Source organism: Burkholderia contaminans (assembly GCF_029633825.1).
Taxonomy (GTDB): domain Bacteria; phylum Pseudomonadota; class Gammaproteobacteria; order Burkholderiales; family Burkholderiaceae; genus Burkholderia; species Burkholderia contaminans.
Genome location: NZ_CP090641.1, coordinates 1,602,379 through 1,614,447 on the forward strand (window position 1 = coordinate 1,602,379; position 12,069 = coordinate 1,614,447).

Here is a 12,069-nt window from a genome sequence, read left to right on the forward strand (position 1 = left end):
GCCGCTTACTGCTGCTGGAAACGCTCGAAGCGCTTCTCGGTCCGGCGTTCCTCGAACGTCACCTCGGTCACGTGCGCGGCCGGCGGCCCGTGGCGCAGCCACGCGAGCATCCGGTCGATCTGCGCGCCGGGGCCCTGGATCATCGCCTCGACGGTGCCGTCCTCGAGATTCGCGACCCAGCCGCGCAGCTTCAGCGCATGCGCCTCGCGCACCGTCGCATGACGGAAGCCGACGCCCTGCACGACGCCGCGCACCCGCACGTAGTAGGTCTCGATCCGTTCGTCCAGTTCATTGCGGCTCATCGCGTCGCCCTCCCGTTGCATTCAAGCCCGGCATTGTAGTCGCGTCGGCCGCTTCGCACACGGGTCGGAGCCCGTTCGCCCCGTCACGGCCCGGCGTCGCCGCACGCGCCGACCACGTACAATCTCGCCGATGCTCAACCGCCGCGCCGCCCGCGCGCGGCCCCGAAGGAAACGCATGACTGATACCTCCCGCGATCTCGTTCTCGTCACCGGCGCATCCGGCTTCGTCGGCTCGGCCGTCGCGCGCATTGCGCAGCAGAAAGGCTATGCGGTGCGCGTGCTCGTGCGCCCGACCAGCCCGCGCACGAACGTGGCGGATCTCGACGCCGAGATCGTCACCGGCGACATGCGCGACGAAGCGTCGATGCGCGCCGCGCTACGCGGCGTGCGCTACCTGCTGCACGTGGCAGCCGACTACCGGCTGTGGGCGCCCGATCCCGACGAGATCGAGCGCGCGAACCTCGAAGGGGCGGTCGCGACGATGCGCGCGGCGCGCGCGGAAGGCGTCGAGCGGATCGTCTACACGAGCAGCGTCGCGACGCTGAAGGTGACGAGCGCCGGCGACCCGTCCGACGAAAACCGGCCGCTCACGGCCGAGCAGGCGATCGGCGTGTACAAGCGCAGCAAGGTGCTCGCGGAACGCGCGGTCGAGCGGATGATCGCCGACGAAGGGCTGCCGGCCGTGATCGTCAATCCGTCGACGCCGATCGGCCCGCGCGACGTGAAGCCGACGCCGACCGGCCGCATCATCGTCGAAGCCGCGCTCGGCAAGATTCCCGCGTTCGTCGACACGGGGCTGAACCTCGTGCACGTGGACGACGTCGCGCACGGCCACTTCCTCGCGCTCGAGCGCGGCCGGATCGGCGAGCGCTACATCCTCGGCGGCGAGAACCTGCCGCTGCAGCAGATGCTCGCCGACATCGCGCAGATGACGGGCCGCAAGGCGCCGACGATCGCGCTGCCGCGCTGGCCGCTCTACCCGCTCGCGGTCGGTGCGGAAGCGGTCGCGAAGTTCACGAAGAAGGAGCCGTTCGTCACCGTGGACGGGCTGCGGATGTCGAAGAACAAGATGTATTTCACGTCCGCGAAGGCCGAGCAAGAGCTCGGCTACCGGGCGCGCCCGTACCGTGAAGGGCTGCGCGACGCGCTCGACTGGTTCGGCTCCGCGGGCTACCTGAAGTAACACAAAGCGGCGTGCTTCACGCCGCTTTGCGCACTTTGTTACACGTCCCGCACGGCCCGCTACCGGCGCAGCGGTTAAAATCGCGGGTCTTACGCAGAGAAGACACGCATGAACCTGAACGATCAGATCGCTTCGCTCGCCACGGGCGTCGATCAGCTCCTCCACGATCACCACGCCGCGCAGCAGGCGGCACGCAGCGCGGAAGCCTTCGCACGCGCCGCGGCAGCGGAGGCCCGGGCCGCGGCAGAGCGTCACGCCGCCGCGGAAGCCGAAGCGCTAGCCGCCGCACAACGCCACACGGCAGCAGCCGCCGACGCCGAGGCTGCGCAGCAGCGCCACGCCAGCGCGACCGCCGCGGCCGAAGCCGCCGCCCAGCGTCATACCGATGCCACCGCGCAAGCCGAAGCCGCGTCGCAGCGCCATGCGGAAGCCACCGCACTGACCGAAGCACTCGCGCAACGTCATGCGGATGCCGAAGCAGCGTCGCAGCGCCACGCGGCAGCGATCGCCGAAGCCGAGGCCGCCGCGCAGCGTCATCACGCGGCAGCCACCGAAGCCGAAGCGGCCGCGCAGCGCCATGCAGCCGCGACTGCCGAAGCCGAAGCCGCCGCGAAGCGGCACGCGGAAGCGACCGCCGAGGCCGAAGCGGCCACGCAGCGTCACGCAGCCGCCATCGCCGAAGCCGAAGCCGCCGCCCAACGCCACACGGCTGCAATCGCGGAAGCCGAAGCGCTCGCGCAGCAGCACACGCAGGCGATCGCCGAAACGCAAGCCGCCGCGCAGCGTCATGCCGAGGCGACCGCCGAGGCCGAAGCCGTCACGCAACGCCATACCGAAGCGATCGCGCAGGCCGAGGCGGCCGCGCAGCGCCACGCCGATGCCACCGCGCGGGCGGAGGCCGTCACGCAGCGTCATGCCGAAGCGATCGCACAAGCCGAAGCGGCTGCGCAGCACCACGCGAAGGCCATCGCCGACGCCGAGGCGCTGGTCGAGGCCGTCGTCAAGGAAGCCGCGACGAGCGCAGTCGCCGCCCCGGCAGTTGCAGCCGAAGTCGTCGAACCTGCGCCGGCCGCTACGCCGGCGGCGGAGCCGGCCGTGATCGCGCCCGCGCCGGCTGCGGCCGAAACGGTGGATTCGACGGCCGACGCCGAAACGGCCGTCGTCGCGACGGCGCAAGCCGAAGCGCCGGTTGAAGTCGAAGCCGAAGCCGACGTCGCCCCGGCCCCGTCCGACAAAGCGACGCTGCACGTGTCGCGCCCGACGCAGAACGAACTCACGCTGACCATCAACGGCGAATCGATCACGCTGCATCCGGAGCAGCTGGGCCAGCTGATCGAGGAACTCGCGCATGCGCGCGCGTCGATGCAGCCGGAGCCGCCGCCCGGCATCCCGGCCGGCTGGCGCTTCGTGACGACGAAGAACCCGATGATGGCCGTGCAGAAGCAGGCGAACGGCGACCGCCTGCTGGTGGCCCGCCACACGGGCTACGGCTGGGTGCCGTTCACGTTCTCGCCGGATGTCGTGGTCCAGATGTACATGATGCTGACCCAGCGCTGAGCATCGGCACGCCGCACCGCCGAACCAGCAGTCCAAAACGAAACAGCCCGACCGGTTTCCACCGATCGGGCTGTTTGCTTTCCGGCTGCCGGGAGGCACGCCTCCCGGGCAAGTCTCAGCGCTCCACCGGCGCCTGCACGCGCGCCTTCCACTGGCCGCCCTTGCCGCGCCAGTAGCGCCACGCGGACGCGAACGTCGCGCCGACGTAGAACAGCGCGACGAGCGGCAGCGCCGGCGCCCACAGCGGCGAGCGCCGGTAGTAGCGCAGCATCGGTGCATACGCGGCGCACATCGACGCCCATGCGAGCCACGCCGGCCATGCACGCGCGCCGTACGCGAGCGCCGCGGCGGGCGGCACGAGATAGATGATCGTCATCCCGAGCAGCGTGCCGGCCAGCAGCAGCGGCGAATAGTGCAGCTGCGTGAACGCGGTGCGCGCGATCATGTTCCAGATGTCGCGCCAGCTGTCGTACGGGCGCAACGACACGCTGCGGTCGGCCAGGTCGAGCCGGATCGGATGGCGGCCTTCGCCGCGATGCTTGATCTGCGCGGCGAGGCTGCAGTCGTCGATCAGCGCGCCACGGATCGACTCGATGCCGCCCGCTTCCTCGAGCGCCGTGCGCTTGACGAGCATGCAGCCGCCCGCGGCGCCGGCCGTCCGGTTGCGCGGATTGTTGATCCACGAGAACGGGTAGAGCTTCGCGAAGAAGAACACGAACGCCGGGATCAGCGCCTTCTCCCAGAACGAATCGCAGCGCAGCCGCACCATCAGCGACACGAGATCGCGGTTCTCGGCCTGCGCGCGCGTGACGAGCTGCGCGACGGCGTCGGGCGGATGGCCGATGTCGGCATCCGTCAGCAGCAGGTAGTCGGCCGGCAGGCCGAGCGTCTGCACCGCGGCGATCCCCTGCGACTGCGCCCACACCTTGCCCGACCATCCGGCCGGCAGCGGCTTCGCGGCCAGCACCGTCAGCCGGTCGGCGCGGTTGATCGCGAGCGCCGCCGCGCGCGCCGCGTCGGCGGTGCCGTCGTCGCTGTGGTCATCGACAATGATCAGATGAAATTCGCCCGGGTAATCCTGCTCGAGCAGCGAAGTCGCCGCCCGGGCGATCACGTCGGCCTCGTTGCGCGCCGGCACGACCGCGACGACGGCCGGCCAGCCGGCCTCGGCCGCGGCGCCGCGCGCCTCGGGCGGCAGCGGCCGCGCGGGCACCGCGCGCCAGAAGCCGCCGCGCGCGACGAGCAGCACGATCCAGATCATCAGCGACAGGCCGGACACCAGGAATGCAAGAACCAGCATCATCGGCGCGCCCCCTGTCGGACGCCGGCAGCGGCAAAATCAATAGGGGTCGGGAACAAAACGCCCGAAACCGCACGGGCGGCCGGGCAATACGCGTAAGAATCGACGGTCATCGAATGGCCTTGAAATGAGCGCGACGCCGGGCAGCCGGAGCGGCTGCCCGCGAAACCGCGTAGTTTACTGGGTTCCGCGCGCGCCAGCGCCGACGCGGTTCTCCCGCAAATGCAACACGCCGGATACAGCACCAGAGCAAGGAGTTCCCGATAGGGTTAAAATGCGCGATTAATTCGGGGTTCCGGGGCCTGGCCGGCCGGTTCGTTCCTGCCTTCATAACATCAAGCCGGGGCGAGCGAGCGAGTGCCAGCTCCTCGAACCCCGGCGTCTGTCGTCGGAGTTCGCTCACCTATGCGAGTCATCCTTGCCCAGCCCCGCGGCTTTTGTGCGGGGGTTGTCCGTGCGATCGAGATCGTCGATCGCGCGCTGCAACAGCACGGTGCGCCGGTCTATGTGCGTCATGAGATCGTGCATAACCGGCATGTCGTCGAGAATCTGCGTAATAAAGGGGCCCGATTCGTTGAGGAACTCGACGAGGTGCCCCACGGCGCTGTCGCGATCTTCAGCGCGCACGGTGTCGCCCAGACGGTCGAGCGCGACGCGGAAACGCGCGGGCTCGACGTGCTCGACGCGACCTGCCCGCTCGTCACGAAAGTGCACGTGCAAGGCCGCCAGTATGTCGCGGCGGGCCGCCGGCTGATCCTGATCGGCCATGCGGGCCACCCGGAAGTCGAGGGGACGATCGGCCAGATTCCGGCCGAGGTGATCCTCGTGCAGAGCGAAGCCGAAGTCGATACGCTGACGCTGCCCGTCGACACGCCGGTCGCGTACATTACGCAGACCACGCTGTCGGTGGACGATACGCGCGGCATCATCGAAGCGCTGCAGCGCCGGTTCACCGACCTCGTCGGCCCGGACACGCGCGACATCTGCTACGCGACGCAAAATCGCCAGGCCGCCGTGCGCGAGCTGAGCGAACAGGTTGACGTGCTGCTCGTGGTCGGTGCGACGAACAGCTCGAACTCGAACCGCCTGCGCGAGATCGGCACCGAAAGCGGTGTGCCGAGCTACCTCGTCGCCGACGGTTCGGAAGTAAAGGCCGAATGGTTCGCGAATGCGAAGACCGTGGGCCTGACCGCCGGGGCGTCCGCGCCCGAGGAGATGGTCGAAGATGTCATCGGCGCGTTGCGCGCGCTGGGTCCCGTCGACGTCACGACGATGGCGGGCCGTGAGGAAAAAGTCGAATTCAAGCTGCCGGCGAAGCTCACGCAAGCTGTCGCCCGCGAAGTTTAAGGAGGACATCTCTTGTCTATTCCGCTGCTCCAGCAAGTCCGCGTCGGCGCGTACATCACGCGCCAACACCTGTCCGGCAACAAACGCTATCCGCTCGCGCTGATGCTCGAGCCGCTGTTCCGCTGCAACCTCGCGTGCAACGGCTGCGGCAAGATCGATTATCCGGACCCCATCCTGAACCAGCGTCTGTCCGTCCAGGAATGCCTGGAAGCGGTCGACGAATGCGGCGCGCCGATCGTGTCGATCGCGGGCGGCGAGCCGCTGCTGCACAAGGAAATGCCGGAAATCGTCCGCGGCATCATGAAGCGCAAGAAGTTCGTCTACCTCTGCACGAATGCGCTGCTGATGGAAAAGAAGATGGACGACTACCAGCCGAGCCCGTATTTCGTCTGGTCGGTCCACCTCGACGGCGACGCGCAGATGCACGATCACTCGGTGTCGCAGGAAGGCGTGTACGACAAGGCGGTCGCGGCCATCAAGGAAGCGAAGCGCCGCGGCTTCCGCGTGAACATCAACTGCACGCTGTTCAACGATGCGATCCCCGAGCGCGTCGCGAAGTTCTTCGATACGTTGAAGCCGATCGGCGTCGACGGCATCACCGTGTCGCCGGGCTACGCGTACGAGCGCGCGCCGGATCAGCAGCACTTCCTGAACCGCGACAAGACGAAGAACCTGTTCCGCGAAATCCTGAAGCGCGGCGAAGGCGGCAAGCGCTGGTCGTTCAGCCAGTCGTCGCTGTTCCTCGACTTCCTGGCCGGCAACCAGACGTACAAGTGCACGCCGTGGGGCAACCCGGCGCGTACGGTGTTCGGCTGGCAGAAGCCGTGCTACCTGGTCGGCGAAGGTTACGTGAAGACCTTCAAGGAACTGATGGAAGACACGAACTGGGACAACTACGGCGTCGGCAACTACGAGAAGTGCGCGGACTGCATGGTCCACTGCGGCTTCGAGGCAACTGCCGTGATGGACACGATGGCGCATCCGCTGAAGGCGTTCGCCGTGAGCCGCAAGGGCATCAAGACCGACGGCCCGTTCGCTCCGGACATTCCGATCGACAAGCAGCGCCCGGCCGAGTACGTGTTCTCGCGCCACGTCGAGATCAAGCTCGAGGAAATCCAGCGCGCCGGCAAGGGCAAGCTGCAGAAGGCGGCGAAGCCGGCAGCCGCAGCCTGAGTGCGTTTCGCCGCGCGGAGGCCACGCCTTCGCGCCGGCGGGAAAAAATGAAGCGCCACGGAGTCCGCTCCGTGGCGCTTTTGTTTTGGGCCGCGGTTTTGCATCGCGTTTCACCGTCACCGTATTGATTGCCGCGACAGTCACGCATGCGCTGAATCAACGTGACTGTATCGCTGCGCCGGTGCGGCCGGCCCTGTCTCCTCCATCCTCCCTGCGAAACCGGTGCGACGCTACGCGGCCAGCGATTCGGCCGCATGCATGCGCATCTTCTCCGCCGCGCCCGCGACGAGTGCCGGCTGGCCGCTCGACGCGAACGCGCAGACGTGCTCCCATAGCTCGGCCAGCCGATGCCGCGTGAGCGTCGTGACGCACGTGTCGTTCGCCGCGAGCACAGGCTCGAGTACTGCGCATTCGTCGTCGCGCAGCGTCCATGCGCCGCTTTGCGCCGCGCGCGCCACACCCGCATCGAGCGCACGCTCCGCGTCGACGCACAGGTCGATGTCCGCATCCGCGCCTACCGCATCGTCGAGCGCCAGGAACACGAGGTAGACACTCGTGCGCAAGCGCATCAGCAGCGCCTCGTTGCCATGCCCGCTACGCAGCGCGACGAGCGCCATGTGGCATTTCAGCGAGATGTCGCGTGCATGCACGGGCGGCAGCGGCAGCAGCCACTCGCGGGTCAGCGGCACGTGGCGACGGTTTTTCCGGGAGCCTTTCATGACGGGCTCCCGTCGGCGGGCAAATCGCTCGCCTCGAATGCCGGCCATGCGAGGCGGCACGCAACGGCGTCGCGGCGCGCGTGGCGCAGGTACGTCGCACGACGCCGCGCGCCGTGCCCATCGTCGCGCCGCTGCGCCGCCCGCGCGTCCGGCAGCCGGCGCGGCGCCGACGCGCGCACGACGCCGTTAAATCGGATCGTGCAAGCCATGTTCGCCTCCTGCATCAGAACGTGTTCTCGCCCTTCAGGTAGTACGCGGTCTTCACGAAGAACGCCTTGACCGGATGGCCGCCCTGCACATCGCGCGCGGCGCGCGCTTCCATCGCGGCCCGCTCTTCGCGCGACCGGTCCGGCACGGGGTTATGGACACGTTCGAGCGCACGCTGCATCGCGAGCGGATAGTTCTGGTTGCCGGCGGACGTCGCGCGATAGCCGGCGCGCGTCATCTGCGTCAGTTGCGCGTCGGTTTCGGCACGCGCCGCCGACCAGCTCGACCATGAGGCATTCGAGGCGCCGTCCGTCACGGCGGACTGAGCGAAACTGACGGCGGGCAGCGCAGCGAGTGCGCAGGAAAGTACCGCAACGGGAACGAGGGATCGCATAGTGGCCTCCAGGTGGTTGTCCCCGCATCGATCATGTTCGACGATGCGTTGAAACCATCGTATGACGCGCTGCATTCCGTATGAATAGCCGATTCCGCAATTGATATTTTCGGTGTCGACACCCGGTGCGCAAACCGCGTCATGCGCGAATCCCGCCAAACAGGAATTTCTTTATTTCATTCAACGCCCTGATCGCATTTGTTCAGACGATCCGAAGCAGCGCACGCAGCTCTTTTTCAATTTCGGAAATGACATGTTGCCGATGCGATCACCACCGGCGCACCCGCCGACAAGGCTTCCGGCGTGATATCGCGCGTGCGGACACCGCAATCGGTCGCCCGATCGAATCGAACGTTTCTCATGATTCAGGACAAATCATCGCGTCCGGATTGCCGGATAGCGACACGACGCGCACGGCAAGGACGCGCGATAATCACACATCGGCCGTTTCGCACGGCACCTCATGCATTCCCATCTTCATCGAGTCCTTCCATGGCTGCCCTCGACATCACCGCCATCCACAGTTGGCACGCGCACGTCTATTTCGATGCGGTGAGCCGCGACGCGGCCTGGACGTTTCGCCAGGTCGTCGACGAACGGTTCGGCGCGGTCATCGAACTCGGCCGCTTTCACGAACGCCTCGTCGGCCCGCACCCGGCATGGTCGTACCAGATCGCGTTCGACGCCGCGCGCTTCGATGACATCGTGCCGTGGCTCGTGCTGAACCACGGGGCGCTCGACATCTTCCTGCATCCGAATACGAACGACGAACTGCGCGACCATCGCGATTGCGCGGTGTGGATCGGGAAGTCGTATCAGCTGAATCTCGACGCGCTGGCCGGATAACGGCCGGCACGCGGCCGCCTGCGCCGCGGCACATCCACGTTTCGGGTCGACGTGAAACGTTCCGCGGCGGCGCGCCCATACAGTGGGTTCCGTTATCGACGCTTCCGGGACCCGCCATGTCACACGCCCACGCCGATGCCCGGCACATTTACGAAGGCTGGCACGCGGCCGTCGTCGCGCGCGACGTCGATGCGCTGATGGCGCTGTATGCCGACGACGCGATACTCGAAACGCCGCTGATCGTCGTCACGCTGCCCGATCACGGCTCCGGCGTGCTGCACGGCAAGGCCGCGATCGGCGCATTCTTCGCGGCGAGCCTGGGCAATCCGGGCAACAAGCTCGGGCGCTGGTATCGCACCGGGCTGTTCTTCTCGAACGGCCGCCAGCTCACGTGGGAATATCCGCGCGCCACGCCGGACGGCGACCAGGTCGATCTCGTCGAAGTGATGGATCTGCGCGACGGGCTGATCGCGCATCATCGCGTGTACTGGGGATGGGCCGGCTTTCTCGCGCTGCGCGCCGCCACGCCGGCGCCCGACCGCGCATGACGGGCGCCGCACCGAACCGCGCCGCGGCCCGCCGCGTGCTCGCCGCGACCGGCGTGAGCTACACGCTCGTGCTGCTCGACGCGTCCATCGTCAACGTCGCGCTCACCGACATCGCCCATACGTTCGGCAGCCGCGTAGCCGGGCTGCAGTGGATCGTGAACGCGTACACGCTCGCGTTCGCGAGCCTGCTGATGACCGGCGGCACACTCGGCGACCGGCTCGGCGATCGCGACGTCTATATCGCCGGGCTCGCGGTATTCGTCGCCGCGTCGGCGCTATGCGGCGTCGCGCCGAGCCTCCCGGCGCTTGCAGTCGCCCGCGCGCTGCAAGGCGTCGGCAGCGCGATGCTGGTGCCCTGCTCGCTCGCGCTGCTCAATCGCGCCTTCCCCGAGCCGGCCGCACGCGCGTCGGCGATCAGCCTGTGGATGGGCTGCGGCGGCATCGCGATGGCGTCGGGCCCGCTGATCGGCGGCCTGCTGATCCATCTGTTCGGATGGCGCAGCCTCTTCTTCGTGAACCTGCCGCTCGGGCTGGCCGGCATCCGGCTCGGCCGCTCGGTCGTGCGCGCTGCCGCGGGCGACGCATCGCGGCATGTCGACTGGGGCGGTCAGGCTACGGCCATCGTCGCGATCGCGGCGCTGATCGGCACGCTGATCGAAGGCCCGTCGCTCGGCTGGCGCTCGGCGCCGATCATCGGCGGCGCGGTGACGAGCGTCGTCGCGTGGAGCGCGTTCATCGCGATCGAAGCGCGGCGCCGCGAACCGATGCTGCCGCTCGCGTTCTTCCGCAACCGGCTGTTCGCCGGATCGACGTTCGTGTCGATGGCGTCGGCGTTCGTGTTCTACGGGTTGCTGTTCGTGCTCAGCCTGTTCTATCGGCAGGTCCGCGGCGCGAGCCCGCTCGATACGGGGCTCGCGTTCCTGCCGATGACCGCGATGGTCGCGCTCGGCGGTCTGTGTTCGGGCAGGCTGGTTGCTCGCTTCGGCGCGCGCGGCACGATGTGCGCGGCGTTTGGGCTCTATGCGGGCGGCGCGCTCGGCATGACGGGCATCGGTGCGACGACACCCGCGTGGCTCGCCGTCGCGCCGATGCTCGCGATCGGCTTCGCATCGGGATTCATCTCGCCGGCCGCGACGTCGCCGGCGCTCGGGACGGTCGACCGGCGCCGCGCCGGCGTGGCGGCGGCCGCGCTGAACGCGGCGCGGCAAAGTGGATCGGCGCTTGGGGTGGCGATCTTCGGCGCGTGCATCGCGACGCTGCAGCCGTTTCCGGCGGCGATGCGGGTGGCGCTCGGCATCGCGACAGGATTGTCGGCACTCGCCGCCGCGACGTGGTGGATCACGGCGCGGCCGTCACGGGCACCCGGCGAACCGGCTGCGCAGCTACAAACCGCCACGCGTCGGTGACGCATGCTCCAGCAGGTGCGCGCGCGGCGGCACGGCGCGCCGCCATTGCGTCAACGCCGCCCGTCGCTCACGCGACATACATCGCGACACTGACGAACTGGCACAGGCTCCCGGCCAGCACGAACAGATGCCAGATGCCGTGCCCATGGCGGATGCGTTCGTCGTTGATGAAGAAGTAGATCCCCGCGCTGTAGATCAACCCGCCGGCCACGAGCCAAGCGGTACCGACCGGCGGCAGCGCATGGATCAACGGGCGCACCGCGACCAGCGCGAGCCAGCCCATCGCCACGTACAGGATCATCGACAACAGGCGCGTGCGCCGCCCGAGCGTCAACTCCTGCACGATCCCGAACACGGCGAGCCCCCAGCTCACGCCGAACAGCGACCAGCCCCACGGGCCGCGCAGCGTGACCAGCGTGAACGGCGTGTAGCTGCCGGCAATCAGCAGGTAGATCGCCGAGTGGTCGCACTTCTGCAGGATCGCCTTCAGGCGCGGATTGCGCACGCTGTGGTACAGCGTCGAGATGGCATAGAGCAGGATCAGCATCGCGCCATACACGCTGAAGCTCACCACTTTGTAGGGATCGCCTTCGAGCGCGCCCATCGTGACGAGCGCCACGAGACCGACCACCGACAGCACCGCGCCGACGAGATGGGAAATGCTGTTGAAACGCTCACCGACATGCACGACGTGTTCTCCTGCGGGTCCATCGGGAAAAGAGGGAACCCTATGATACCGGCCGGCGGAATGTGCCGTGCTGCGCTCAGGCAAACGGCGACGCGCGCCGCCGGCCCGCCAAAGAAAAAAGCGCCGCGACATGCATCGCGGCGCCTCCCTTTCGATTACCGAACGGCCTGGGCAGCCCGGTTCAACAGCACTTCCCCGCTCCCGACCCGTACCGCGCATTCTGACGCTCGCGGAAGAATTCCTCATACGTCATCGGCTCGCGGTCCGGATGGGTCGCGCGCATGTGCGCGACGTAGGTGTCGTAGTCGGGCAGGCCGACCATCAGCCGCAACGCCTGCCCGAGGTAACGCCCCGCGCTGCGCAGGTCGCTGCCAAGATCGCTGAACATCGCGGCCTCCC

Annotated in this window: 14 protein-coding genes; 7 read left to right on the top strand and 7 right to left on the bottom strand. The window is 68.2% G+C overall.

The window, feature by feature from the left end:
* Positions 1-5: 5 nt before the first annotated feature.
* The gene (locus LXE91_RS24850; RefSeq protein ID WP_039349555.1) at positions 6-302 is read right to left on the bottom strand and encodes an acylphosphatase; all 297 of its coding nucleotides are present in this window, start codon (positions 300-302) and stop codon (positions 6-8) included.
* A 175-nt stretch (positions 303-477) separates the two neighbouring features.
* Here LXE91_RS24850 and hpnA point away from each other — a divergent pair, with 175 nt between their 5' ends.
* Both hpnA and LXE91_RS24860 read left to right on the top strand, forming a co-directional pair.
* The gene (hpnA, locus tag LXE91_RS24855) at positions 478-1,485 is read left to right on the top strand and encodes a hopanoid-associated sugar epimerase (protein ID WP_039349552.1); all 1,008 of its coding nucleotides are present in this window, start codon (positions 478-480) and stop codon (positions 1,483-1,485) included.
* A gap of 108 nt (positions 1,486-1,593) precedes the next feature.
* Positions 1,594-3,042, top strand: coding sequence for a hypothetical protein (locus tag LXE91_RS24860; RefSeq protein WP_039349549.1), 1,449 nt, complete (start codon positions 1,594-1,596; stop codon positions 3,040-3,042).
* Between the two features lie 115 nt (positions 3,043-3,157).
* Here LXE91_RS24860 and LXE91_RS24865 read toward each other — a convergent pair whose 3' ends face one another.
* The gene (locus tag LXE91_RS24865) at positions 3,158-4,345 is read right to left on the bottom strand and encodes a glycosyltransferase (RefSeq protein WP_039349546.1); all 1,188 of its coding nucleotides are present in this window, start codon (positions 4,343-4,345) and stop codon (positions 3,158-3,160) included.
* 402 nt (positions 4,346-4,747) lie between these two features.
* Between LXE91_RS24865 and ispH the strand changes: the two genes are divergently transcribed.
* On the top strand, positions 4,748-5,689 hold the full coding sequence (gene ispH / locus LXE91_RS24870; protein WP_039349543.1) for a 4-hydroxy-3-methylbut-2-enyl diphosphate reductase: 942 nt from the start codon (positions 4,748-4,750) through the stop codon (positions 5,687-5,689).
* Positions 5,690-5,701: 12 nt separating this feature from the next.
* A complete protein-coding gene (gene hpnH / locus LXE91_RS24875; RefSeq protein WP_039349540.1) occupies positions 5,702-6,862 on the top strand; it encodes an adenosyl-hopene transferase HpnH in 1,161 nt (386 codons plus the stop codon).
* A 230-nt stretch (positions 6,863-7,092) separates the two neighbouring features.
* Here the strand turns inward: hpnH and LXE91_RS24880 are convergent, their stop codons facing one another.
* From LXE91_RS24880 to LXE91_RS24890, 3 genes are read right to left on the bottom strand one after another with little or no spacing between them, the layout of a single operon-like run.
* On the bottom strand, positions 7,093-7,581 hold the full coding sequence (locus tag LXE91_RS24880) for a hypothetical protein (protein ID WP_039349537.1): 489 nt from the start codon (positions 7,579-7,581) through the stop codon (positions 7,093-7,095).
* Positions 7,578-7,790, bottom strand: a complete 213-nt coding sequence (locus LXE91_RS24885; RefSeq protein WP_039349709.1) for a hypothetical protein — start codon at positions 7,788-7,790, stop codon at positions 7,578-7,580. The genes LXE91_RS24880 and LXE91_RS24885 overlap by 4 nt, the downstream gene beginning before the upstream one ends.
* A gap of 14 nt (positions 7,791-7,804) precedes the next feature.
* Complete coding sequence (locus LXE91_RS24890) at positions 7,805-8,182, bottom strand: hypothetical protein (protein WP_039349533.1); 378 nt, start codon at positions 8,180-8,182, stop codon at positions 7,805-7,807.
* A 492-nt stretch (positions 8,183-8,674) separates the two neighbouring features.
* Between LXE91_RS24890 and LXE91_RS24895 the strand changes: the two genes are divergently transcribed.
* The 3 genes from LXE91_RS24895 (at position 8,675) to LXE91_RS24905 (ending at position 10,982) form a co-directional block, all read left to right on the top strand.
* Positions 8,675-9,028: a DOPA 4,5-dioxygenase family protein gene (locus tag LXE91_RS24895; protein ID WP_039349531.1), complete on the top strand. Its 354-nt coding sequence runs from the start codon at positions 8,675-8,677 to the stop codon at positions 9,026-9,028.
* Between the two features lie 116 nt (positions 9,029-9,144).
* Positions 9,145-9,576 (top strand): nuclear transport factor 2 family protein, encoded by a 432-nt coding sequence (locus LXE91_RS24900; protein ID WP_039349529.1) that lies wholly within the window; start codon positions 9,145-9,147, stop codon positions 9,574-9,576.
* Complete coding sequence (locus LXE91_RS24905) at positions 9,573-10,982, top strand: MFS transporter (protein ID WP_039349527.1); 1,410 nt, start codon at positions 9,573-9,575, stop codon at positions 10,980-10,982. Before LXE91_RS24900 ends, LXE91_RS24905 begins: the two co-directional genes overlap by 4 nt.
* A gap of 67 nt (positions 10,983-11,049) precedes the next feature.
* Here LXE91_RS24905 and trhA read toward each other — a convergent pair whose 3' ends face one another.
* Positions 11,050-11,670, bottom strand: coding sequence for a PAQR family membrane homeostasis protein TrhA (gene trhA / locus LXE91_RS24910; RefSeq protein ID WP_039349524.1), 621 nt, complete (start codon positions 11,668-11,670; stop codon positions 11,050-11,052).
* Between the two features lie 181 nt (positions 11,671-11,851).
* A complete protein-coding gene (locus LXE91_RS24915; protein ID WP_011353713.1) occupies positions 11,852-12,058 on the bottom strand; it encodes a YbdD/YjiX family protein in 207 nt (68 codons plus the stop codon).
* Between the last annotated feature and the right edge of the window lie 11 nt (positions 12,059-12,069).

Coding starts and splice junctions, on each gene's coding strand:
- LXE91_RS24890 (WP_039349533.1), bottom strand. CDS start 8,182: ATGCGATCCCTCGTTCCCGTTGCGGTACTTTCCTGCGCACTCGCTGCG.
- LXE91_RS24900 (WP_039349529.1), top strand. CDS start 9,145: ATGTCACACGCCCACGCCGATGCCCGGCACATTTACGAAGGCTGGCAC.
- LXE91_RS24860 (WP_039349549.1), top strand. CDS start 1,594: ATGAACCTGAACGATCAGATCGCTTCGCTCGCCACGGGCGTCGATCAG.
- LXE91_RS24850 (WP_039349555.1), bottom strand. CDS start 302: ATGAGCCGCAATGAACTGGACGAACGGATCGAGACCTACTACGTGCGG.
- LXE91_RS24895 (WP_039349531.1), top strand. CDS start 8,675: ATGGCTGCCCTCGACATCACCGCCATCCACAGTTGGCACGCGCACGTC.
- ispH (WP_039349543.1), top strand. CDS start 4,748: ATGCGAGTCATCCTTGCCCAGCCCCGCGGCTTTTGTGCGGGGGTTGTC.
- LXE91_RS24885 (WP_039349709.1), bottom strand. CDS start 7,790: ATGGCTTGCACGATCCGATTTAACGGCGTCGTGCGCGCGTCGGCGCCG.
- hpnA (WP_039349552.1), top strand. CDS start 478: ATGACTGATACCTCCCGCGATCTCGTTCTCGTCACCGGCGCATCCGGC.
- LXE91_RS24905 (WP_039349527.1), top strand. CDS start 9,573: ATGACGGGCGCCGCACCGAACCGCGCCGCGGCCCGCCGCGTGCTCGCC.
- LXE91_RS24915 (WP_011353713.1), bottom strand. CDS start 12,058: ATGTTCAGCGATCTTGGCAGCGACCTGCGCAGCGCGGGGCGTTACCTC.
- LXE91_RS24880 (WP_039349537.1), bottom strand. CDS start 7,581: ATGAAAGGCTCCCGGAAAAACCGTCGCCACGTGCCGCTGACCCGCGAG.
- LXE91_RS24865 (WP_039349546.1), bottom strand. CDS start 4,345: ATGATGCTGGTTCTTGCATTCCTGGTGTCCGGCCTGTCGCTGATGATC.